The sequence below is a fragment of the Cetobacterium sp. genome, assembly GCF_977044495.1.
Genome location: NZ_CDRRQU010000015.1, coordinates 26,330 through 52,032, shown reverse-complemented (window position 1 = coordinate 52,032; position 25,703 = coordinate 26,330). Strand labels below are relative to the sequence as shown.

The following is a 25,703-nucleotide window of genomic DNA, read 5'->3' as shown; positions in this document are numbered from 1 at the left end:
GATTGTGATGGTGCTTTTGCTGTTGTTCCTGCTCCACCTACTGACGATCCTGTGTTCGCCTTACTTCCTCCAGTTGCTCCTCCTAAACTCTTCGCTCCATCTTGGAATCCTTTCAGTGAACTGTTACTTCCAAAGAAGCCATTTGTTGTTTGCGCTCCTCCTTCTGTATGTGGTTTCTCCCACTTTCCTGTCTCCGGATTCTTTGTATATCCATTGTTTGTTACTGGTTTATCTGGCGTTGAATCCGCTACTACCTTTCCTGATCCTGTACTTGGTGCCTTTTGCGGTGCTGATACATCTGGTGTTGATTGTGATGGCGCTTTTGGCGTTATTCCTGCTCCACCTACTGACGATCCTGTGTTCGCCTTACTTCCTCCAGTTGCTCCTCCTAAACTCTTCGCTCCGTCTTGGAATCCTTTTAGTGAACTGTTACTTCCAAAGAAGCCATTTGTTAATTTTGCTCCTCCTTCTGTATGTGGTTTCTCCCACTTTCCTGTCTCCGGATTCTTTGTGTATCCTCCATTTGTTATTGGTTTATCTGGCGTTGAATCCACTACTACCTTTCCTGCTCCTGTATCTGGTGCCTTTTGCGGTGCTGATACATCTGGTGTTGATTGTGATGGCGCTTTTGGCGTTGTTCCTGAACCCGTTGCTGGTCCTCCATCTGAACTAACTGTACCTTTTTTAATTCCTTGTTGGAATCCTTTTAAACTGTCCATACTTCCGAAGAATCCATTTGTCAGTTTTGCTCCAGTTTCCGGAGTTACCTTCTCCCACTTTCCTGTCTCTGGGTTCTTTTGGTATCCATCTTTTATAACTGGTTTTGGAGCCTCTGGCGTCTTACCATCAACCACGTCAACATCAACTTTCTTAGGTGTTTCTACAACTGGAACCTCTTTCTTAGGTACCTCTGTTTCCGCTACCTTTTGTTTTGGTGTCTCAACTTCTACCACTTTTGCCTCTGTAGGAGGTGGTACTGTCTCTGCTACCTGTTTCTTAGGTGGATCCACAACTTGTCCTTTATCAACTTTTGGTGTTTCAACAACTTGTTTCTTACTTTCTACTGGGTCTGGACTTTTCTTAATTGGTGTCTGAATATCCGTATCAGTTTTCTTTGTAGGAGGTGCAACTTGATCTGCGTCTCCACTTCCTTTCTTCTTACCTGGAATTGCACTTGCTGTTCCAGAGAATGTTCCACCTTGCTTGTAAACATCCTTATCTGTAGTTAATGAGTTCTCCATATCAACGCCTACGTTATTCTTATCTCCGCTTCCTCCGTTGACTGTTACATCTCCACCTACATTTATATTATCAGGATTTACGTTAATTCCAGATTTTGCAGTTTGCTCTTTATCGATAACATCTCCAACTTCACCTTGGATTCCTCCACCCTTAGTTCCGCCACTGATACCAACGATAGCTCCTCCTGCATTTAAGTCTGTCTTAACATCACTTACATTTAGGTTTCCACCGATATCAACATTTCCAGCTCCTGTCTCTGATCCTAATACTCCACCTTTTAGGTTAGCATCTCCATCAACCTTAACCGTAATATCATTTTTAGCTTTAATTCCTGCCTGAGTTGTAACCTCGCTTCCTTTCTTGAAGATTTGTCCTCCACCTGCTGAAAGTCCAAGATCACCTGTTCCGATTGTGTTCGTAGCAACTCCTGCTGAAACGTCTGCTCCTAACCAAGCTTCTATTCTTGATTCGTCTATTTTGTCAACCTTAGTTTCGATATTTAAATCTCCTCCAACTTTCAGGTCAACATTGTTTCCTTCAACAGTACTTCCAATGATATTTGTATTCTTTCCAGATTCAATACTTACTCCATTTTTAGCTACTATTGAGCTTCCTTTACTGTACTCGTTATTTACATCTGATTGGTTATAGCTTACATTTCCTGTTACTCCCAGTTGAGCATTTGCTCCGTCGATTGCTCCAACTCCAACTGAAGCTGTAACTCCTCCCGAAATGTTAACTCCTTTACTGTGCTCTGTTACTGTTTCCTTAGCATCAGTTATATTGATTTCTCCATTCTTAGCTGATAGACTTACATCATTTGCCTCCGCTTGAACTCCTTTTAGATCAATATTTCCATCTGTTGCCTCAAACTGTAACTTTCCTCCAGATTTGATGTTTGTTGTGTTCTCTTTAGTTGTCTTCGAGTTACTTGAATTCCATCCAATATTTCCTGTTACAGATGTTGTATTTCCTGCTAAGTCTCCGAAGATTACGTTAGTTACACTTCCTGCTACCTGAGCTGCAGCTAACGCCTCATTTACTGCTCCATCTTTTGCAGAATCGGCAATTTGCATTCCTTTATTTACTGCATCTGCTATTGAACTTGTTGTACTGTTCTTTACAGTAACTCCGATATCAAGTCCTGAACTCTTCTTCTCTACAACATCTTCATACTTAGTAGTATCAATACTCTTAGCTTTGATAGTGAAGTCTCCTCCAGTTTCAAAGTCAGATCCTCCAATATCAGTTTTTCCACCTGATGTTATATTTAAGTTTCCTCCAGTTTTTACACTTCCTTCTGTCCATGTTGTACTCTTCTCACTAGAGTTCTTCATAGATACTCCAATTTGAACTGATGCGTCTGTCAATGCATCCATATAGTTCTTACCAGCTTTACTGTTTCCTTTAATCATACTGTCTTTTCCAACTTGAACTGGATCTCCATTTATAACTTCAGTTGATCCTCCATCCAGTGGGTTCCATCCTGCAGAAACACTACTTCCTCCAGCTCCAGCTGATGCTCCAGCGTTTGTCACTCCAACGCTTATTGAGCTCTTCTCAGATTCATAAGTATTCTTACCAGCTTCAAAGCTTACATCTCCATCTGTTTTTATGTTCATGTCTCCACCTGCAGTGAACTCTGTTCCTACAGATTTTACACCATCTTTACTCTCTATGTTGATGCCTCCAGTTGTAGTCAATCCACTTCCTTTAGATGTTGTTGAGCTTGTTTTCTCGCTAGTTCCTGTGAATCCTAGTCCATTATATGTAGCTGAATTAGATGTTGATTTCAATGTATCTTGACCATCAAGAATATCTACTTTTCCACCACTCTTAATGTCAATTCCACTATCTCCTGCAATCAAGTCGCTACCTTTTATTGTAGTGTCTCCACCTGATTCTATCTTAAGACCTCCAAGTCCTCCAACAGTACTTCCTTTTGATTTACTTGCTGTTGTCTCAGATTTTGCACTTCCAGTTGTTATCAATCCATTAACTGTTCCTGAGATTTGAGATTTTGTTGTCTCATGGTAGTAATCCTGTCCATCAACTATATTTACTTTATCTCCTGCTTTAATTGAAACTTCCTCTTTTGCAGCCACTCCACTACCTTTTATAGTAACGTCGTTTTCTGCTTCAATAGTTACATTCTTTCCACCTATTCCTGATCCTGATGAAGTAGATTTAGAGAATGATTTTGTCGTTGTTGTAATTCCATCAGTTGTTGTCTCTGTACCTGAAGTTATGATGTTTTGATCTTCAATAGTTACATTCTTTCCACCTAATGCTACATTCCCATCAGTACTTTCAACTACTCCACCTTTGATAGTTGTGTCTCCTGATGCTTTAACACTTACATCACCTTTAGCCGAGATTCCAGCCTGATTAGAAACAGTTTGATTTCCATTTTCGTCATATCCTAGTGTTGACTCAATGTTAATGTCTCCTCCTGCTTTTACATCTACTCCGCCATTTTCACTCTTGATGTTTCCACCAATCATGTCGATGTTTTCCTTAGCATCAAGTTTTACATCACCTTTAGCTGAAATTCCACCATTTATTCCTGCAGACGAGTTATTTGTAATACCTTTTTCTGATTTAATATCTATGTTTCCACCAGAAGATATGTTTCCATTTGAGTTTACTACTTCTGTTGCATCGATATTGATATCTCCACCAGCTTGAACTGATGATCCTACTCCAGCTCCTGTATCAGATGCAGCCATCTTCAGTCTTGTATCTTTTCCAAAGTATACTTGTGGAACTAAAACGATTTGACCTTGTACTTCCATCTCAACATACCAAACAATATCCTCATCTAGGTTGTTGATTTGCTCTGGTGTCAGAGGTTTTCCAACTTCAAGTCCCAACTTATCTTTTACATTTAGAGCGTTATCTAACATAACTTTGATATGGTCTGTTGAAACCTCTCCAGAATATCCTAATCCCTCTCTAATTGTATTGTTAATTAGTTGTTGCTCGTAGTAAGCATCTCCTATTACTGTTGGAGTTTTATTAGGATCATAACCTGATTGTTGGAAGAAATAATCAGAACCGTAGTATTTACTTACGTCAATAAAGTCAATATTTGTTTCAAATAGGTAAGGAACCGATCCGTTTGGTCTTGGAGCTGCTGGCTTAAAGATTCCATTCTCTCCAACTGGAATATCAATAAATACAATCGGATTGATTGTTCCAGCTACTGCGATAGAGCTTACTCCTCCTCCACTTCCAGCTGTAATTGTAACACCGTTGATAGTTACTGTTCCTGTTTGAATCTCCACATCATGAACTTGCTTTACTCCATCCACTTCTGTTATTGAGTTAGGGTCTTTTACGTTTACTCCCAGGTCTGCTTGAATACCATCTACAGTGTTCTCACCGATTGAAACATCAATCTTAGTATTTTCAACTTTAGTACCTGCTATATTTTCGAATGTTCCACCTGAGTGATTAAATTTACCTCCAGCTATTAGTCTAGCATTTCCATTTGTTGCATAGAAGCTATATTTTGCATTCCCATTATATTTTGCCATATCAATCTTTGTAGTCCAATCAGGTCCTAAAGCAGATGTTAATAAGGCTTTTAACGTAGCATTTTTCTCTGCAATTTTTACTAAAGCTCTATGATATCCACCACTTCCATTAATTCCATTTGCTATTTTCTCTAATGCTTCTTTTAATGTTCCATTAAAAACATTTGGATTCCATCCTGCTAACGGTAAGTCTGTAATTGTAAATACTTCTTTTGCAAAGTTGACCTTAACTTTTGACAGATATTCTTCCACACTCATATTAACCGAGTATGTTTCATTTTTTAAATTTCCTTTTATAGTCATATCCTTACCTGATGAAATAACTCCAGAACTATTAATAATTTCTGCTTTAGAATTTGCAGTTTTTTCATTTATTGTTACATTTCCACCGGCTTGAATACTCGCCATATCTTTTACTAGTATATCTGCTTCAAATATAGGAAATTCGATATTCACTCTTCCATATTCTTTATATGCTGCATGATAATATATATCTCTATCTGAATATTTTTTTACATCTACCTGCTTATATCCATTTCCTGTTACAACACTTTTGTTCTCAACTTTATCAGCATTAATAGTTAAATTTCCACCGGCTTTTATACTTCCGGCATCGTTGACTAAATGTGCTGCCGTTAATGTCATATCCCCTTTTGATTCAATCGCTGCTCCTAATTTATTTAAAATTTGATTCACCGCATTTAAAACCATTTTTTTAGCTGCCCAAATTGTTTTCTGAGTTTCATTTATAATATTTTGTCCAGAAGTTAATTTTATATCACCATTACTTACAATCATCGCATTATTTATGATGTTTTTTCCTGCAGTAAAATCTAAACTACCAAAGTTTTGAAGCCTACTATCATTTGTTATTGCTCCACCCGTCTTAATAGTCATCGTTCCTAAAGAACTCATTTTACTACCATCTGTAAATTTAATATCAATTTCTTTATTCCCTAAATCAACTGTTAATTTATCATTACTTTGGATTGTTCCTTTATTGATAAATCCACTACCATTGTCTGCTTCTTTAGCCAATATCTCTATACTTCCACCCAGTACCTTTGAATTTGTGTCATTACTGAAATTTTTAGTTAACTCAGCTTTCAATCCTTCACCAGCTTGAAGTGTATTCTTATTTGTAAGAGAACTTGCTTTTATATCCAATTTTTTCCCAGTTGCTAGCGTTCCAGTATTGTTTAAATCACCTTTTATATCAATACTACCATTGTCAGTAGCTTTAATATTACCTGTGTTATCTAATTTAGAGTTAGCTCCTGTTCCTTTCAAGCTAATATTTCCTGTAACTTCCATATTTCCTTCATTTTTAATATCTTCAGTTACTTCAATCTTTGTTCCCTTATTAACAATTTCAGCGTTTGCAGTATTTTCAAAATTCTTTCCTTTTATATCTAATTCACCAGATGTATTTAGCTTCTGTGTATTCTTTACATTACCAGTTGTTGTTATTGTAATATCATTTTTTGCTTCAAAAGACTTATTTTCTACATCTCCACTTCCTGCATTTATAGTAGCTTTTCCACCTAAGACTATTTCATTATTATTTACAAAACCTTGTGATGTAAAATTACCATTTCCTTTTGCTTGAAGTTTATTGGCGTTTTCAAACTTACCTGAACCTGCATCTATACTTATATTTCCACCAGTATTTATGCCATCTGTATTCTTAAATCCTTCAGATTTAATATCTAAATCTCCTGTAACATCAAATTTACCTTCATTTGTAAATGATTTTTTATCGGAAGATGTCAGAGTGGAAGTATTTGACGATGTATCAATAGTTGCTTTTCCTCCAACTACCAATTCACCTTGGTTTGTAAACTCTCCACCTTTTACCGTAAAGTCCTTCTTTAAGTTCCCTTTACTTCCATTTTCAAATTTCAATGATGCATTAGTATCACTTAAATTAACTTGAGTTTTTTCTCCTACGGATAAATCTTTTTTAATATTCACTGTATTTGCGTTAATTGTTGCATTCTTTCCAATAGTCAACGATTCACTATCAAATGCTCCATTTACTTTTGCTGTTAAATTTTCACCTGCAGTTAATACTTTATTTATAAAACTATTTCCTTCAATTGTTGCATTCTGACCTGCTGAGATATTTGAGTTATTTACTATATCTCCATGGCTAGATTTTAATGTCAAATCTTTTTTAGCTATAACTATTCCATTATTTTCTATTTTATCAGTAACTTTAACAGTTAAATTTTCTGATTCAATAACTCCTAACCCTTTGATAGTAATAATCTCCGCCTTGTATGCAGCTTGCTGATTTTTAACTTTTCTAACTTCCGCTAATTCAGCTTTCAATTTTTCAATTTTCACTTTATCAGTTTCTTTTTCTAATTTAGCTTCCAATTCTTTAATTTTATTTTCTGCTTCTTCTAATTTTTTTTCATCATATTTAGTCATTAAATCTACATATTTTTTTACTAAATCTTCTGATCCTGAAGATGTAAATGACTCACCTTCAATAATTAAATTTTTTCCTGCATATAATCTTTGGGTATTTGTAATATCTTTACCAGCTTTTAAAGTGACATCCGTTGCCCCCTCTACAACTCCATTATTTTTTATATTGTTTGTTGCCTCTAGTTTTGCTGATGTATTTGATTTCACTATACCATTATTTGAAATATCTGTATTAGACTTTAACTCTACCTCATTCCCTGATAAAATTCCAAGAGCTCCAACTCTCTCTACTTCATGTTTCAGTGTACTCAATTCTCTTTCTAAAGTCTTATAGTATTCTAAAGTCGATTCTAAAACTATAGCCTCGTCTGGATCAACTATTAAGTCTAATTTTTTTTCTAACTCATCTATTATTTTTACAACATTATCATAGTTCTCCTGAACAAAAGCATTAAACGCTGACAAATATTTTGAGATTTCTTCCGGAGTTCCTGCATTTATTAAGTTATTAACATGAACCATTAATTTTTTTACCGCTGCAATTTTTCCATAATTCTCAAGTTTTCCAGAAGTTGCAGTTATAGTTATATTTTCTCCTCCAATCTTACCGGAGTTACTTACATCTTTAGCTGAACTTAATGTTACATCTTTATCCGCAAAAAGTTCTCCTGAATTTAAAAGATCCCCTACGGTCGTTGTTATACTCAAACTTCCTTTTTGAGCTATAATCTTAGCACCAAAAGCATTTATTAGTGTTTGTGTATTTATAACTATGTCATTTCTAATTCCTTTTCCATGGGATTGTATTGTTCCTTTATTTTCTAAATTTCTTGCTGTTATGGTGATTGTACCCATACCTTTTGGGTAATCCTGAGTTGAAGCTTCTATTTTTCCATCTTTCTCATTTAAAATAAATCCTGTTCCTTTTATATCCACATTATAACCAGAAATTACACCAGTATTCGTCAATCTTCCATTCTGAATATCTATTTCTATTCTATTTGATCTATCTACTGTTTCACCTTTGTTTCCAACATTTTGTCTCATCTCTCCGGAGTTTTGAACTTCTGAAGCTTTAATTTTTACAGCTGCTCCTTTAATTGAAGAGTTCACACTATTTGCCAACTTTCTTGCTTCGATATTTAAATCTCCTGAAGATGAAATCAATTTATTATTCTTTATTTGATTTGTAGCCTTTATTTTTATATAATTATCCCTTGAATTAGTTCCCGTAGAAATTATAGCATCATTATTCAAATTTCCTGTTTCTATATCTATAGTATTTCCGTAGATTCCAGAAGAAACCCATTCAATCTCATTTGAACCTAACTCTCTTCCTGTTTTTGGATCTTTAACTACTATTTTACCATTTTTATCTTTTAAAACAACTAGCGGTGCTTCGTTATCTTTTCCATTTTTTCTTATAGGAACTAATAATTTCTCTACAGTTGTAATACCACTAACTTTTATTATTACTCCTTTTTGTGATAATAGTTTAGCTGTTGCTCCAGCTTTAAGTGTTAAATTTTTTCCTGTTATCTTTAAATCTACTTTTCCTGCCTCAACAACTGTTTCTATATCAATATCCCCAGTCATACTTATCTCTACACCATTATCTGCATAAAAGCTATAATTATATGTTGTGTTTGAACTTTCATAAGTTCCAGAAATACTTTTCAAATTCCCTTTACCTTTAATTCTGATATCTTTTTCAGATCTAACTCCACCTAACTCTATATCTCCATTGCTTAGAATCTCTATATCTTCACTACTCTTTATTAAGCCTTCATGTCTAACTCCAAGCCCTTCTGTTGTACTTATTAATTTTATATTTTTTCCATACATAGAACCTAGTTTATCTGCATAGATTCCATATTTTTTTTCTACATCTTTTTCTTGACCTACTACATCAAACTTAGATATTCTTTTCCCATTTTCCAACGTTACTCTATTTTGTCCTGCTAATACTGTTATATCAGCATCTTTTTCTCCATCAAAAGGAGCTACTTGACCTCTTAATTCAATCGTTTTTGAAACAATATTAAAGTAATCTCCAGCTGTACCTACTCCTCCATTTTCAACAATGATATTACCTTTTTGTACATTCAAATCTATTCCTGAATTAGTAACTGTCGGCTTACCTGTAGTTAATGTAACCCCACTTGTATTAATAAACCCTCCACCATTTACAGTTATTCCATTTTCATTAGCTAAAATGAAGTCAGCTTTTTGTCCAGCTACCTCAATAGTTCCATTGATTGCTGAAGCTTTATTACCTGTTACCTCACTCAATATAGCTGAAGCTGACTTTTGTAGGTTGGGATTATGTGTTACTATTCCTCCTGTTTTTGAAACGTATGGATCTTTTGTTGAATTATTATTAAAAATAACTCCATTTCCACTTCCAACACTGAAATCTATAAATTTATTATGTGATATTCCTCCAGTATTTGGAGCAACAATATTTACTACATCCATTCCATTAGCACTTGTTGTCATTCCCGGACCACCGTTACTCAAATCAGGTCTTATATCATTGTTTTGCTTTTGTCTTGCTCTTAAATCTCTTGCAAAAAGTTCTGTTTCAAAGAATCCTCCAATTTGTCCTGTAATTAAGAAAGCAACAACTAAGCTCAAGGTTATACTTCGCTTATTTTTCAAATTATGCTTTAGTAACTTTTCGTTTAACTTAAAATAATTCATAAACCTCTCCCCTTTTATAAGTTATAATTAATATTAAAATAGATTGGATTTCCTTCTCTAGGCATTTTACTTGCTCTTCTTAAAGGTATTCCATATGTAAATCCACCACTCAAAGCACCAGCGTTAAACTTCAATCCTAGCGCCATTCCTACAAGTCTATCTGAAGTTGGTAAATCCTTATCTCTAGATACTCCCATGTCAAATCCTATAAATGGCTTGAACATAGCTAGGATTCTATTCATTCCTTGATATCCCATATACGTAACAGTATTATTTATGTAAACTCCTTTATTACCAGCAACTGAACTCTCTTTAAATCCTCTTACTGTAAATTCATCTCCCATATTGAACTGATTCGCAGATAGTAATCTGTCATCTGAATAAGCTCCTCCTATTTTCATCCTATATTGAAATCCATGATCAGCTAAAGATAATGATCTCATCCAATCTAAATTAAAATTAACCTTATCGTATTCAACTTTATAATCCCCTGACTTTAAAACAGGTGGATCTCCCTCTGCTCCGAACCACGGAACTCCTCTTTCATACTCAATCATCCCGAAGAATGTTCCTCCGAACAATCTATTAGTATGATCTATTGCAAATGTTAAATTAGTATATTTTTTTGTACTTACATCTAAAACAAGTCCATTCATAGTGTTATAATTATCTTTAAAAACAATTCCCGTATGAAGTGTTGTCTTGTCATACTGACCTCTTGAAAGGACTCTACTTGCTTTGAACTTATGTTTTTCACTTCTACTTTCTGATTTATATTTCCCTAAGTCACTTATTACGGTATTGTAGTTATCTCCCAAATTATAGTTATAACTAAAGTTCCAATAACCAACAGGAACAGAATATCCTATATCATAGTTGGCTTCTTTATCTAAAGTTCTACTTTTAGTTAATCTTTCTATATAGTTTAAGCTCAATCTATCATTTATTCCTAATAAGTTATCTTGTGAAAAATTTATATTTAATTTTTCTCTACCTTTATCTTTATATCCACTATTATCTATTCCAAAGCCAAAACCTGTAGGTCTATAACTTTCTTCTATTATAATATCTGAATATCCATATAACTCTGTAGGAGTAACTTCTGTAACATTATTATTTCCTCCTACATTCAAGTTTTCTAAACCTTGGTCCATATCTTGAGTATTTAATAAATCACCTTTTTTCATGGGAAAAGCTAAATCAATTCTTGCCTTTCCCAGATATGTAGTAGGTCTATCCATATATTTAATACTTCTTAATTTTCCCTCTTTAACTTCGTAAATTAACTCTCCTTTCTTTACATTTCCAGATTTTATAGTTACTAAAGTTGTCATATATCCTTTATTTAAATATACATTTGAAAGTTTTGTTAGAAGTTCATATATTTCTACTTTTCCCATTTCAGTATTAATATATTGTGCTAAAATTTTATCAATCTCTTTTTTATAGTGTTTACTACCTTCAACTTTTATAGTTTTGAAAAGATACTTCTCACCATCCTCTATTTGAAATTTCTCCTGCTCTTGCTCTTTTTTTTCATTTCTTGTAGGATATTTCAATTGTTCATCTATATATTCCTGCTGTTTTCTCATCTCTAATAGCCTTTGAGTCATCTCTATATCCTTAAATGGATCTCTATTATTGTCTCTAGCTTGAACAACACCACTAATTCCTACTAATAACAACAGCGTTAAACGCCAATCTCTCATCTTTTTCATTCTCATCCCCTTCTACATTTAAGTCCATATTTATCTCTCTAAGTTCTGGAGTTATTGTCAATTCTTTTTCTAATAAAATCTCTCCTGGTTTTTCAACAGATTCTAAAGTTATTAAATATTCTCCAGCAATTAAGTTTTCCATTACATAAAAACCATCATTTTCAGGAATACTTACCTCTAATTTTTTCCCAGTTTGTTTATCAATTATATTCAAATATAAGGTTTTTAAATATTTTTCCATTAATTTTTGACTTGGAAAATTTATCATTCCTGAAACTATTTTTCTTGTATAAACAGGAATATCTAAATCTATTGGTGCAGCCGGATTTGGTATCAATCTATATGCATCCACTTTTCCTTTATATAGTGGATTTTGTGGATATATTTTCAAATCATATTCTGAATTCGGCGACAGATTTCCTATCGAATATCTTCCATTTTCATCTGTCATTGAACTTTTTCCATATACATTAACATCCGTTCTTGGAAGTGGTTTATCAACTCCTTCATCATACTTACCATTGTTATTTGTATCTACATATACAATTCCTTTTACACTCGTGTTCTCTACACTTGTAACTTTTGTATTCAAATCAGATAAGTTGATTACTTTATCTAATGTAAATCCTGAATCAATATGACTTAAACCATTACGTTTTGTATAATTAGCTTGTCCAGAAAACCAAGATTCATAGTCAACCTCAAATGAAATTCCAAATACATCACCATATCTGTCACTTTTTTCATAATATGATCTATATCTAACTCCATTATCCCTATAGTTTCTGCTCATTATTTCTATTTTATATCTAGTTTCATCATAATCATATAAAGACTTACGAGTTATTCCAGCATATACAGAGTAGTTTCTAAAGTAATAACTCCTAATACTAAATTCATGTGATGTAGAGCCATCTATTAAACTCTTATAGTATCCATATTCTGGAATAAAATTTTGAAATCCCACTCTTAAAATAGTTCCTATCTCACTTACTTTCTGCCCGTACGAATACTCTGTAGAATAATATTTTAGTCCCAGATTTATATTTTCTTTAATAAATTGATCCTTACTTAAAGTTACTCCTGTATCATATTTTTTATTTATACGTTTTTGAGTATTATTGGAATAATCTCCGCCCTCTAAATCTATTCTATATTCTTTAAAAATTTGACTATACTTGTACGTGTAATCATTATTATGACTACTATTAAATAAATTTAATTCTAAATTATATGGATTCTTGCTATAATCGCTTACATAAAGTATTCCTAATTTTGCCGTCTTGTTCTCTTGAGGATTATATTTACTATAAAAAGCATTGTACTTTAAATCATAAAAACCTGTTTTTAGAGTTAACTTCTCACTTAATCCATAATTTACTTCCCCTACAAATTGGTCATATTTATAATAATCAGACTTCCCCATTTGAATATTAAATCCAAACTCGCCTATTTTTTCTGGTTTCTCTCCATAATATCTACTCAAATGCTCTTTCGAAACACTTCCATCTAAGTTATAAATAATTACATAAAAAGAATCAGATACAAAGGTAAGTGGTATCTCTTTAAAGTCATACTGACCTGCTTTCACATCTTCATACGAAATTAATTTTCCATTTTGATATAATTCTACAAATTTTCCTAATGGTGCAGAGCCTGTTATACTTACTTTATTATTGCTATACTCTCCTACTAATTTTTCATCTTTCTTAAAACTAATACCTCTTAACCCCCCCACAGTTCCACTTAAAACTCTAGGCAAATTAACTGATGTATCTCCAAATATAATTGCATGATTCGTATAAACATTCCTATATGACAATCTTGTCTGATAATTTTTAACCTCTGGATATATTCCATAGTATGTTTCAAAATCTCCATACAGTAACGGTCCTAAGTATTCAACATCAACCGTTTTAGTTTCATAGTTTAAAGCTTGAAAATTTTTTCTATAGTTATATATTGTCCTTAAATTTCCAGCCTCAAAAATTTTTTTTGACGAATAAACCTTATTTTTTGTTTCTTTTTCATTCTTCTTGAACTCTTCTTGTCTATATTTTCTTATATTACTTAATTCCACTGGAAGTTTAAACGACGTATTTATATCAACAATTAATTTATCGTCATCCTTCTCTAACTCCTTTATTCCTAATAAATTTGGAAGAAAATCTACATTCACGTATATTTTTTCATCTTTTTCTATAATTTCATCTTTAAAAAATATTTTTTTATCGTTTGAAGTTATATATTTTTTTTCCAAATTAATGACTTTTTCTTGATTATAAATATTTTCTATATCTATTGTAAACTTTTCATCTATCCATTTATTATTTGTTATTCCTATAGTTTTTAAAAGATTTTGTAATTCTACATATATTTTTTTATCCTTCGTTAAGTATACTCTTGTACCTGAAGTTCTTATTTTTTTATTAAAATTAAATGAATAGAGACCTACTTCCATTTCCTGCGGGTATATTAACTTAGTAAATATAACCATAAGTAGAATATACTTTAATCCCTTTCTCATCTATTTTCTCCTTTTATGCTTACTTGTAATCGAAGTTTTTATTTGTTTCTCAATCAAACTTTTTATTGAAGTCTCAATACCTGTACTATTCTCTTTGGCAAAAGCTCCAACAATACTTTCTCTTTGAATCTCTCCCTCTATATCAGCAAATAATTTAAACGTATAAACTAATGATACTAATGCATCTCCTTTAAAAGCTTGATTTCCTATACATTCTGGGTCAACAAAATAAAATTCATCTTTGGTATTATCTATATCTCCATCCATAGAAAGTATGTTCACATCTCTAGCTGTCAAAATTATTTTATTTTTATTCTGTCCTATATATATTTTATCTTCTCCTTCTATTGTCTCTGAAAAATTTTTCAGATTAGTTTTATTTACAGAGTCAAACTCTAAATTTTGTAAAATACATGCATCAGTATCTTCAGATGTTTTTATTTGTGTTATTTTTACTTCTACAGTTCCTATCTCAAGATTTTTATATGACTGTCCTTCTTGTAAGTACCCTAAATCTATAACCATTTTCTCTCCTATTATTTTTTGAGAAGATCCTGGATACTTTAAATTTAAATTTATATGAACATTTTGGCTTCCTGCTAACAACACTATTGAACTACTTAAATATAATAAAATTCTATTCACCATACGTAACATCAATTTTTAACACCCCACTATACTCGCCTAATTTCATCTCACTATTATCCTCATTAAAAACTGCATCAACTTCTGTTCTCGCTTCATACTTACCATTTACAGTAGTTGTATATAAAGGTAAAGTTTGTATTACAGCTTTTTCACCAACTGAAGGAAAATATCCTCTTCCTTTGATTTTAGTTCCATCCGCACTTGTTAAATAAAAATTTCCATTATCTTGCATTTTTAAAGTTGCAGTCGCATAAACTAAATCCAAAATTTCATCACGCTTATAATATGGAGCTTCAACTTTTATCCCAATCTTTTTTTTAGAAGCTACAGAATCACTATACTTAAAGCTTTGATTCCCGGCTTTAACAACCATCTTTTCAGGTGTATCTACTGTCACTGTAAGAGGATTTAAAACTTTATAAATAACAACTAGTTGCTTTGAAAAATTTATCATTGTTATTGAATAAATACTTTGAAAAAAACAAAGTCCTAAAAGAAAAATTCCTTTCTTTCTCATTATTTTCTCTCCTTCATATAACTTTTATCTTATTGGCGAAATTGGTTGAATTTCAACATTCATTTTTATGGTCTTCTCGTATTTTCCTAATGATACATTTCCTACTTCTCTTATCTCTCCAACAATTGGTATTTTGTATTCTCCCTTTGATAAAATTCTATCTTTTATATTATGTAAGTAGACATCTAATTTATCTGAAGGTGTTCCATCTGCTTTAGCTATTGTTATCTTTGTATACTCTCCTTCTAATGTTCCAGTATCATAACTTGTACTTACTATCATATCCTGCCGAAAACTAGCTGATAAATTAAAATAACTTTGTGCTGTGTTCAATTTATTGCTATTTTTCAATATATTTCCAAAGTCTAAATATACTGGTTCAACTTTTACCGTATCTGTAACTTCCAAATCAAATCTTATATCTACTGTTGCTGTAGGAATATCTGAATTTTTTAAAAGCGAAGCTTCTATATTTAAAAACTTTAGAAATATGCTGAATAATAAAATTATATTTCTATTTTTTTTCACTTTTTCAACTCCTTTTTACTTCTGTTATTTAATCAACTTTTAAAGAAGGAAGAGAGGTGTTAAATTCTTCTCTTCCTTAAGCAATTAAGACTTTGTTGCTGTTACTAAAACTGTACCCACATATGAACCTAACTTTTGCGTTGGACCTAAGTTCGCTCCATTAGTTGTACCCGCTGTAAACGACGCTGTTAATATTTGAGTCGCTTCTCCATTCGTATCTAAAGTATATGCCTTTTCATTTGTGCTTAGTCCATAAACATTGACATCTGTGATTTTATCCTTGTCTACCGTCACACCTGGGTTTGCTGGCTCCACTGTCCCGTTTTGACCAGTCCATGTCAAATCCGTCATACTTTTATTTAATTTTAATTTTACTTTATCACCATTACTACCCTTTACATGAATTTTTCCAGGTATATTTTGATTCACAATCCCTGTATACATTCCTCTCGCTAAATTTCCAAAGTCAATAGGTGATGCCTCATTTACTGCAATTCCTTGTACTACATTAGCTGTAATTCTAACTTCTGTAGAACTAGTATTACCATTTCCTCCCACTGTAACTGGTGGTTGTAAATTAGGTGGCACTGCCATTGCTGTTGTTGCTAATGTTGCTAATACTGCAACCGTTAATAATTTTTTCATAAAATATCCCTCCATTTTTTATTTAATATATTTATTTTATAAAACCCAAAGGTTTTAATAACCTATTTACTTAATATCTTGAATTTTTCTATCTTTACTGTCTTTTAGATAGATTTTATTCACATTCAAATTCTTTGGATATTTCTCTGAAACCTTTTCTTTGTAACCTTGAACAACTACAATATCCTTAGTTTCAGCTTTGAATTCTCCAGTTTTCTTATCTGTTCCCTCAAAAATTAACTTATATGGCTTTGTTATCTCTCCATCATTTTCTAAATCAAAAGAAACTATACCAGATGAATTTTTTAAATTAGTCACTTTTCCAGAAACTTTTAAACTTTCTGGATCTCCAACATATCCATATACAACAACTCCTAAATTTATCAACATATTAATTTGTGTTGTACTTCCATTTTTTAATACCACTTTACCCTCTACATTGTTTAAAGATTTCTGCTCCAACTCTTCCATGAATAATAAGGCACGGTATTCACCATTTGGTAGTCCCGATGCTGGTTCAATAGAAAATTTAACTGTTTTTTGCTGATCCGGTCCTATTGTTATAATTTTAGGAAAAATTGTTCCCCACTTTCCAAGATATTTCTCATCCTTATCCTCTCTATAAGGCTTAAATGATACTCTAACTCTTTCCGGTCTATCCTTTCTATTATAAAAAACTACATCTTGAGTTAACCCCAATCCATCTAATTTATAAACAAAGGTAGATGGTGTTATCTCTATTGAAAATGCTTTTGTAACCAACAAAAGCATCATTCCCAAAATAATTTTTATAAATCTATTTCTCTTCAATAAACGTCACCTCTATTCTTCTATTTGCTTTTCTATTTTCAAATGTATCGTTGTCTAATTTATAATTTTCTTTTACTGTGGTTTCAGGATCTACTTTCTCCACTTTTACTTTTTCAGTCATATTATTTTCTTTAAATTCTTTTTCTAAGTTATCCATTCTCTCGTTCGCTAGCTTTACATTCACTTCTTTTGTTCCAGTATTGTCAGAATATGCTTTTAACTCAAGTGTTCCTGGCTTATCATATTCATTTATCTCATTGACCATAGCTTTAATATTCTCTTTTTGTCCTTCTGGAACCTCTGTAACATAAGCCTCGTATCCTCCTGTTAATTCGTCACCTTGAATTACAAGTGGTTTTATCACTGGTTCAACTGTTATTCTCTCTTGAACCTCTTGCGGTTCTTCTACTTTTATATTTGGTTCATATAAATCACCAAAAACGTATCCAACTTTTAAAGCAACTGTGCTGAATCTTTTATCATTAAATTTATTTTTTAACTTTGTACTTTCACCCAGTAATTGAATATTTACTCTTCCTATACTTTTTTCAATACCTAAAGCTCCATAAAAATCAGAATCAAATTCCGCTTGACTCGTTCTTCCTAACCTTCCAACTATTGAATAATAGTTTCCCATTCTTCTTTTACCTAAAAGATAGTAGGCATATAACCTATCTGTAGGACCTACAATATACTCATTATCAACTTCTCTTTTTACTTCTCCACCAAAACCAAGACTATATTTTTCACCCGGTTTATAAACTTCCATTCCAAAATCCAATCCCTTGTTAAATCTTTCAGAGTACGTTTCTGAACCATATCTTTTAAACGGTGTAATTCCAACTTTAAGTTCATAGTTTAGATTTACCTTTTGTTCATTTTTTTCACTCTCCATAGCGAACACTGATGTTACAGAAAGTAAACTTCCTAAAACTAAATAACTCATTTTTTTTAGCATATTATTCTCCTTTCAATCTTTCTCCTTTGTAATTTCTAGGTCATTATATTTTTTTTCCAGAAAAAAATTTTCCTATTTAGGATTTTTTATGTTCTTTTTTTGTGTAGAATCTATACCAAAACCCTGTATATTATTAATTTATTTTGGAGGTGATTTTTATTTTAAAAAATATTTTTGCAGTTATTTACTTCTGTATATCTTTAATATCTTTTGCTTCTAATATTGATTTTTCAAAGCTCGAACCCTTGACATCAAATACTTCATTTATTGAAGAACCACTGAGTAAAAGTGACACCGCTTTTTTTAAATTTGTTGCTTCATGGTGTCCTGTTTGCAGAAAAGAGTTAACCTTAGAAAAAATTAATTCAACCGATAAAAATTATGTGTATATTTTTGGAAATTATGGAATTGATTCAAAAGAAAAAGTGATAAGATTTTTAAAAGAAAATCCGCATATAAAACCTGCGTATTTTGACGAGAATAATATTCTTAGAAAACATTTTAATGTTAATAAAGTTCCTTTTACTATTAAAATAACTGAATAAAGATATAAACAAAAAAATCAGTTCATATTTTCATGAACTGATTTTTTATTTTTTATCTAAATTCAAATTAATTAATTGAAAAATCTTGCTAAAAAATTTTTCAAATTTTCATGAAAGTATTGAATTAGCTACGGATAAAATATTAGGATTTTTAACGAATCACAAAAGTTTTTTCTGCTACTTAGACTTATGATTGTTTACAAAGAATAGCATAACTTTAGCAAAAAAATTAAAAAATATAAACTTTCAACATGATATAGTATAAATTATGAAAACGATTATTATCCTAAAATTACCACTACTTCTGATGTGAAATTTATTTGTTTTTTGCAAGGCCAAATTCCCTGTTTTTGAAAAGCAAAGCTACAGGGAATTTTCTCTCCTATCCTAGTCCTAATTCTTTTAATCTTTTACTTGATCCATTAAATAATACTAAATGACTATGATGAACTAATCTATCAATAAGGGCTGCTGTCATATTTTCATCATACAAAATACTAACCCATCTACTAAATTCCAAGTTAGTCGTCAAAATGATGCTACATCTTTCATAACAATCTGATATAATCTGAAAAATTAACTGTGCTCCTTCTCTATCAAGTGGAACATAGCCCCACTCATCTAAAATCAATAAATCTAACTTTTCAAACCTTTTTAAAAATGAGCCTAAGTTTCCTTTTTTCTTTGCTTCACTTAATTGATTGACGAGTGTACTTGTTCGATAAAATTTTACATTCTTCCCTTCATTACAAGCGTTTAATCCCAGCGCACATGCCATATGTGTTTTTCCGGTTCCAACTCCTCCATATAAAATAAGATTTTTCTTTTCAATAATAAATTTTAATTCTTTCAGTTCCTCTTCTCTTAAGGAACTTGGTAATGTAATTTCTTGAAAAGAATAATCTTCAAAAGTTCTAATAACTGGAAAAGAAGCTAATTTAATAGATCTTTCTATTTTTGTAATATTTCTATGATTAACTTCTAATTCCAGTAATTTACATAAAAATTCTTCGTAATTTGTAGCTTGAATATCTTTGTAAATTTCAGAGACATTTTTACTCAACTTTAATCTTTTACAATAATTTGCTATTCTTTCTTGCATTAATTTACCTCCCCAAGATTCTTTAGTAGTGCATCGTAAATTCCAATATTAGGTGATAACTCTTTCATAATTAATGGGTTATTACTAATTTTTAAACTCTCTACTTTTGGATAATTATCTAACTTTGATTTTAGATACATTTTCATATTATCAAGCGATGAAATATCCTTTTCTAAACATTCATCAATAATTTCTAATGCTTTTTCAAATCCTTTATCCTCTGTAACTTCTGCCATAAATTTAAAAATTTGTTTTTCTTTTTCTTCAGACAGATTTTTTAATTGTTCTGTAATTTTACAAGGAAACAATTCATAAATACCACTATACTTAATTGCACGTGGATGTCTAGAAAGTTGAGTAAGATAAGGTAACCAATTAATTACATCTTTAGGTAAGTCTCCATATAATCTTTCATGAATTACAATCTCATTCAAATTAGAGTCTAAAACAGTGACTTCAGTAGCACCGATCTTTAACCTAAGATTTTCTCCTGCAAATTTAGGAGCACTTGAATATCTAAATTTTCCTTCTAGTGTAAATCTTCCACATTTATCAGCTTTTAAAATTTTAATTAGCGCTGGATCAAACTCAGTATTAGGTATACTTAACAGGTTTTCTTTATCTAATTTATGTAGTTCCAAAATTAGATCTCCTTTGATATAATGAGCTCTATTTAAATCTTGGTAGCATAATTCAAGAAGAGCTTCATTAAATTGTTTAATATTATCTACAACCGGTGCAGGAACTAATAGGTTTCGTCTTAAATATCCCACCTTGTTTTCTACACTTCCTTTTTCATTTCCGCTTGCGGGATTACAAAAGACCGCATCAAAATTAAAGTGATTTTTAAATCTAGAAAACTCATCTGTAAGCTCTCTTTCTCCACCTTTTAAAATTTTTTTAACAGCAGTACTCATATTATCAAACCATATTTTTTTCGGAATACCGTTGATATATTTGAATATATTAATTAATCCTTCAAATAAACATTGCTGGTTTTCTCCTCTGAAAATTTGTAAATATCCAGCATTACTAAATGGGAAAGTTACATTTAAGCTAAATCCATTAATTAATTCTGATTTACTCCAAAATTGAATGGCACCAAAATCTACTTGCATTTCACCCATTTTATGTTGAAGAGGGATAGCGCTTGCTGACTGATTCCAAATATCTTTTTTTCGTGTTTTAAAATAATCTGCTACAGTACGATAAGAACCATTGTATAAATATTCGTTGCGTAATCTATCGTATATTTTCGTAGCAGTATGTCTTTGTTTTTTTCGCATGATTTTATCATCTTCAATCCATTTATCGATGATTTCTTTAAATGGATCTAATATACTTATTCCAAAATTATGAGGCTTTGAAATTTCTAGATTAAAATCTTGTTTTTCAATGTACTTTCGTACAGTTTTAATATCTAATTTTGTAATTCTAGATATTTCTGTTTTAGTTTTTCCTTCATTAAAATATAAATTTCTGATATAATTGATTTGAGTCATTGTTAACATCCTTTCTATTATCCCCCTGTAGTTTAGTAGTGTTTATTACAAGGGTTATAATATCAGATTAAGGATTTATCTGTGGCTCTTTTTTTATTTTTTGTGCTTTGCAAATACAGGGAAATTCGCTTTGCAATAACTGCCTATTTTATTTTACAACAAACAAATTTATTACTGTTGTTTCTAAAATATAGAACCTAAAGTTGCTAGAAAGCATGAAAATAATATTTCTTTTATTGAAAATAAAATATTTTCTATGTATGCTAAAAGAATGACTACACATGATATTCAAAACCATACTAAAGGTATATATATATATTTGATTCTTCTCCTAGTGATTACTAACAAAGTACTTCTAATTATTCAACAATGGCAGTGAAAATTATAAAAAAAGAAAAGGCGTTTAAGGAAAACCCTTGACGCCAAGTTAAATTGATTTTATTCTAAAAAAATATTGGATTTAAAATTAAAAACATTAAATCTATTAATCTAGGAAAATTACTGAAATTTGCACAAAGATTTAAACATTCTCTAAAATTTAAATGCTCCCTTTTTTGGAAAAATCTATTATTTTTTCTTGCAACATCTTATAACCCTATTCAGTACATAATTTTGCAATCTATTGTAGTAATTATTCTAGTTGTTTTTCTCATATTTTATATCTACAAATTTTATCCTTACCAATTTATTTAGACAAACTTTAAGCGTATCTTTGTATACTAGAATAATAAAAAAAAGTAATAAAATTCCTATCCCATAATTAAAAAATGGTCTTTCAAATATTGATATATATATAGAATATACAAATAACATTAAACTTAATAAAACAAATCTACTTTCCCTAAAATCGTATTTAAAAACTTTTTTAGAAAAATATGTCCTTAATAAGAAGAAAATAATATATGAAAATCCTGTTGAAATAGCTGCCCCAACTGCTCCTAACTTTGGAACTAATTTATAATTACCTATCAAATTAACAAGTACAATTACTAACGAAATAATTAAGTGATATTTCGTTTTCTTTTTGAAATTTATTCCTATAACTGTAACTTCTGAAACAGTATTCATTAATGGAATCATTAGTAGTGATGGAAAAATCTTTATAGCATCTTTAAACTTTTCTCCTAAAATTAAAATTAAAATATCTCTACCTAAAAGTATTCCGACTGCAACAAAAAGCATTCCTAAAGACACTAAATCAAAAATAGTTCGAAAAAATTTATTATTCTCACAATTTTCTTCATACTTTTGAAATGAAACAGGTACCCAAAATGTATTAAATCCGTTTTGAATTACATTTAATAATGCTACTATTTTAAAAGCTGCTGCATAAAGTCCCAGCTCATATAGATTCCTATAATACTTTATAAATAATTTATCCATGGATTGAAAAAGCCAACTAACTATTACCGTTATTACTATTGGATAACTATATTCTAAAAGTTTTTTATATGTTGTTTTAGATTTTTTTGCATGAGAAAACCAAATTTTTTTCTCTACCACTAATGAAATTATTATTATAAGCAATGATGTTAATATTAAACTCATTATTAATACTTTATAACTATTACCGTAATATTTATATAACAAAATTATAAACAAAAAATTAAATATCTGATTTAAAACTTGGATTAATGAAAATAACCTTCCTTTTTGCTGCATTCTAATGACTAAAATTGAAAATCTATTAATTATCGAAAATAACACGCCTACTAAAATATAAATCACTAAATATTCTCTATTCAGCTTTCCAAAAAGAGCTTCTACTATCGTATCTTTTCCAAATAAAAATATCAGAGATAAAAATCCAAAAAATACTAATGGAATTTTTAAACTTTTTTTTAATAATCCACTTCTTTCTTCTAATGTATTTTCTTCGTAAAAAAATCTTACAAATCCTTGGTCTAAACCTAGCATTAATATTAACATTAATATATTTAAAGTGATATTGTAAATTGAAAAAATACCATATTCTTCTGGAGAAATTAATCTAGTTACCACTGGGGTTGTTAATAAACCAATAAATATCCCTATATAGCCCCCTATTGAAAATGAAATAAATTTTTTTACTAAATTCATCATGACTCCTTTAACAATCGGATAAAATTATAATAATAATATTTTCTATCATATTTTTCCGCATTTTTTCGTCCTTCTATTCCCATAAAAACTCTTTTTTCTCCATTTTTTAAAAGAAATAGCATAGCCTTATATAAATTATTTATTACATCATTTTCTTTGTTAACTATAATTGCTGACTCTTCATTTACTAATTCTGGAATTCCACCAGAATTTGTAATTATAAGAGGCAAACCGGAAGCCTGAGCCTCTAAAACTACTAATGCTGCCGGTTCTTCCCACATTGAAGGAACTACAGCAATATCCGCTACACTATGATACTTAGCTACCTCATCTCTTGCAATAAAACCAGTAAATATTATTTTTTCTTTCAATTCAACGGCTAATTCCTCAAGTTCTTGCTGATATTTATTTTTTTTATTGTGTCCATACCATCCACTTCCTATTATTAGTAATTTTATATTCTTTTCTTCCAATTGTTCAAATGCTAATAATAATTCTTTTATTCCTTTTTCTCTGGTAAGCCTGCCACTAAATAAATATACAATATCTTCCTCATTTATTTTTAATTTTCTTCTTAATCTCTTTCTATAGATATTATTCTTCTCTCTATTGAAAAGACTTACATTCGTACAATTTATTAGAGTTTTTGTTTTAGTATCATTTTTATTTATAGATTTTACACAATTCTTTATATAATCACTTACTGTTAATATTCCTGTAGAATTATCATAAATTTCTTTCGCCAAAGGATTACTATTATTTAAATAATCATTATGAAGATGAAGATATAAGTTATCTTTAGTTTTTCTTTTTAAATAATTTATGTAAAGACTTCTATTCTCAACTATTATCTTATCATAGTTATTGTTTTTTACTATTTTTTTTAATCCAATTAGATAATCATAATTCTCCAAATCATTAAATTTATTTAAACCCATTTTTTTAGTTATTAAGTTTATAATACTTAATGTTTTTGTCAGAAATTTTCTTCTTTTTATAAAATAAAAATTTGTCTTTTTATATTTTTTAGACATATTTACAGCTTCGTCATTCAAACAACTAACCACTTCAAGTTCTAACAAGCCATATTTTTCATTTTCATCAATAAGATATTCAATAAGTGTTTCTACAGCCCCACCTTTAGCAACTGGTATTGGTAAGACTCCCGCACTTACAATCAATATTTTCATTAATTTTCTTATATGACAAATACACGTATGTATCTATTCATACATCCTCCTTCTCTCAATTTTTACTTAAATTCATTATATAATTCCTTAGTCGCTCTCTTTTAAATCATCCCACAGACCATAATAATCAAAAATATTTTTTAATTGTCTATCATTTTCGTTTTGAACTAAATTTTTTAAGTACAATGCTATATCTTGTCCTGATTTAATTTGGATAAATTTCTTATAAAATTCTTCATTTATCTTTATTTTTTTACATTTTATCCCATTCTTTAATGTCATTGCCTTAAACCAAAGATCATCAGCATTTGGAGCAAGTTTTATAAACAATTCTTCATTAAATACTTCTGGTGAAAATATATTTGGTGGATATAGTACACCTCCCACTCCTGTCGGTAATGTCAAATAAGTTTTTTCTTCTCCTTGATAATCAAATTCCCAACTCGAATATGGCATTATTTTATTATTTTCTATTTTTATTTTATGTCCAATATAATAATAAATACAATTTTGGTCATCTAGGTATTCTTTATACAAATTTTCAATAAAATCTATTGGGTATATTATATCATCATCTACTGTTATAATAATATCATTGGGATATTTTTTTAAAGTTGGAATTAACTTCTTATAAGATTTTATATCTTTACAAAACCGAATCTCCAAGCCTTTGTCCTGTAAAATTTTTAACAAACATGGTATATTCTTATATTCATCTTCTGCTAACCATAAAATTATTTTATTCGGTTTGAGAGTTTGTCTAAATAAACTTTCAATAGTTAAATATACACTATATATTCTTTTACTATACGTTGTTAAAGAAACTATTATTTGAGACTCTTTATTTTCTTCATAATTTAAAATATTTTTTTCAATATTATTTAATAAACATTTATCATAATCCTGTTTTAACAATTCAAATTTTACTGTTTCTTCTATATATTTTTCTACATTTAATAAACTTTTTAATAACTTTTTTACTCTGCTTAGATTTCGCTTCACTAAATTTTC

At 30.4% G+C, this 25,703-nt stretch carries 15 protein-coding genes; 1 reads left to right on the top strand and 14 read right to left on the bottom strand.

The features are described from left to right. From ACWI69_RS05385 to ACWI69_RS05345, 9 genes are all read right to left on the bottom strand, one after another. Positions 1-9,920, bottom strand: a 9,920-nt coding sequence (locus ACWI69_RS05385) for a two-partner secretion domain-containing protein (protein WP_448820828.1), incomplete at its 3' end; no start/stop codon positions are given. 14 nt (positions 9,921-9,934) lie between these two features. Further along, positions 9,935-11,638 (bottom strand): ShlB/FhaC/HecB family hemolysin secretion/activation protein, encoded by a 1,704-nt coding sequence (locus ACWI69_RS05380; protein ID WP_448820827.1) that lies wholly within the window; start codon positions 11,636-11,638, stop codon positions 9,935-9,937. Further along, the gene (locus ACWI69_RS05375) at positions 11,586-14,165 is read right to left on the bottom strand and encodes a hypothetical protein (RefSeq protein ID WP_448820826.1); all 2,580 of its coding nucleotides are present in this window, start codon (positions 14,163-14,165) and stop codon (positions 11,586-11,588) included. Before ACWI69_RS05375 ends, ACWI69_RS05380 begins: the two co-directional genes overlap by 53 nt. Continuing rightward, complete coding sequence (locus tag ACWI69_RS05370; protein WP_448820825.1) at positions 14,166-14,822, bottom strand: hypothetical protein; 657 nt, start codon at positions 14,820-14,822, stop codon at positions 14,166-14,168. It lies immediately after the preceding gene. Further along, entirely contained in the window at positions 14,803-15,330 is a 528-nt protein-coding gene (locus tag ACWI69_RS05365; protein ID WP_448820824.1) for a hypothetical protein, read from the bottom strand. The genes ACWI69_RS05370 and ACWI69_RS05365 overlap by 20 nt, the downstream gene beginning before the upstream one ends. A 24-nt stretch (positions 15,331-15,354) precedes the next feature. Beyond that, positions 15,355-15,858, bottom strand: a complete 504-nt coding sequence (locus ACWI69_RS05360) for a hypothetical protein (RefSeq protein WP_448820823.1) — start codon at positions 15,856-15,858, stop codon at positions 15,355-15,357. Between the two features lie 84 nt (positions 15,859-15,942). Continuing rightward, positions 15,943-16,503 (bottom strand): hypothetical protein, encoded by a 561-nt coding sequence (locus ACWI69_RS05355; protein WP_448820822.1) that lies wholly within the window; start codon positions 16,501-16,503, stop codon positions 15,943-15,945. A gap of 66 nt (positions 16,504-16,569) precedes the next feature. After that, positions 16,570-17,313 (bottom strand): hypothetical protein, encoded by a 744-nt coding sequence (locus ACWI69_RS05350; protein ID WP_448820821.1) that lies wholly within the window; start codon positions 17,311-17,313, stop codon positions 16,570-16,572. Next, positions 17,300-18,271, bottom strand: coding sequence for a hypothetical protein (locus ACWI69_RS05345; protein ID WP_448820820.1), 972 nt, complete (start codon positions 18,269-18,271; stop codon positions 17,300-17,302). The genes ACWI69_RS05350 and ACWI69_RS05345 overlap by 14 nt, the downstream gene beginning before the upstream one ends. A gap of 149 nt (positions 18,272-18,420) precedes the next feature. Between ACWI69_RS05345 and ACWI69_RS05340 the strand changes: the two genes are divergently transcribed. Beyond that, complete coding sequence (locus tag ACWI69_RS05340; protein ID WP_448820819.1) at positions 18,421-18,816, top strand: TlpA family protein disulfide reductase; 396 nt, start codon at positions 18,421-18,423, stop codon at positions 18,814-18,816. A gap of 382 nt (positions 18,817-19,198) precedes the next feature. On the opposite strand, the gene istB is transcribed toward ACWI69_RS05340, so the two are convergent. The 5 genes from istB to ACWI69_RS05315 all read right to left on the bottom strand — a co-directional run bounded on the left by istB (position 19,199) and on the right by ACWI69_RS05315 (position 25,694). Continuing rightward, positions 19,199-19,918, bottom strand: coding sequence for an IS21-like element helper ATPase IstB (gene istB, locus ACWI69_RS05335; protein ID WP_448820818.1), 720 nt, complete (start codon positions 19,916-19,918; stop codon positions 19,199-19,201). Continuing rightward, the gene (istA, locus tag ACWI69_RS05330; RefSeq protein ID WP_448820817.1) at positions 19,918-21,429 is read right to left on the bottom strand and encodes an IS21 family transposase; all 1,512 of its coding nucleotides are present in this window, start codon (positions 21,427-21,429) and stop codon (positions 19,918-19,920) included. The genes istB and istA overlap by 1 nt, the downstream gene beginning before the upstream one ends. Before the next feature lie 627 nt (positions 21,430-22,056). After that, positions 22,057-23,499 carry an oligosaccharide flippase family protein gene (locus ACWI69_RS05325; protein ID WP_448820816.1) on the bottom strand — a complete coding sequence of 481 codons (1,443 nt, stop codon included), beginning with the start codon at positions 23,497-23,499 and terminating at the stop codon, positions 22,057-22,059. Then, the gene (locus tag ACWI69_RS05320) at positions 23,499-24,692 is read right to left on the bottom strand and encodes a glycosyltransferase family 4 protein (protein ID WP_448820815.1); all 1,194 of its coding nucleotides are present in this window, start codon (positions 24,690-24,692) and stop codon (positions 23,499-23,501) included. Before ACWI69_RS05320 ends, ACWI69_RS05325 begins: the two co-directional genes overlap by 1 nt. Before the next feature lie 87 nt (positions 24,693-24,779). Then, positions 24,780-25,694: a hypothetical protein gene (locus ACWI69_RS05315; RefSeq protein WP_448820814.1), complete on the bottom strand. Its 915-nt coding sequence runs from the start codon at positions 25,692-25,694 to the stop codon at positions 24,780-24,782. Positions 25,695-25,703 lie beyond the last annotated feature (9 nt).

Coding starts and splice junctions, on each gene's coding strand:
- ACWI69_RS05380 (WP_448820827.1), bottom strand. CDS start 11,638: ATGAAAAAGATGAGAGATTGGCGTTTAACGCTGTTGTTATTAGTAGGA.
- ACWI69_RS05375 (WP_448820826.1), bottom strand. CDS start 14,165: ATGAGAAAGGGATTAAAGTATATTCTACTTATGGTTATATTTACTAAG.
- ACWI69_RS05370 (WP_448820825.1), bottom strand. CDS start 14,822: ATGTTACGTATGGTGAATAGAATTTTATTATATTTAAGTAGTTCAATA.
- ACWI69_RS05365 (WP_448820824.1), bottom strand. CDS start 15,330: ATGAGAAAGAAAGGAATTTTTCTTTTAGGACTTTGTTTTTTTCAAAGT.
- ACWI69_RS05355 (WP_448820822.1), bottom strand. CDS start 16,503: ATGAAAAAATTATTAACGGTTGCAGTATTAGCAACATTAGCAACAACA.
- ACWI69_RS05345 (WP_448820820.1), bottom strand. CDS start 18,271: ATGCTAAAAAAAATGAGTTATTTAGTTTTAGGAAGTTTACTTTCTGTA.
- istB (WP_448820818.1), bottom strand. CDS start 19,918: ATGCAAGAAAGAATAGCAAATTATTGTAAAAGATTAAAGTTGAGTAAA.
- istA (WP_448820817.1), bottom strand. CDS start 21,429: ATGTTAACAATGACTCAAATCAATTATATCAGAAATTTATATTTTAAT.
- ACWI69_RS05325 (WP_448820816.1), bottom strand. CDS start 23,499: ATGAATTTAGTAAAAAAATTTATTTCATTTTCAATAGGGGGCTATATA.
- ACWI69_RS05320 (WP_448820815.1), bottom strand. CDS start 24,692: ATGAAAATATTGATTGTAAGTGCGGGAGTCTTACCAATACCAGTTGCT.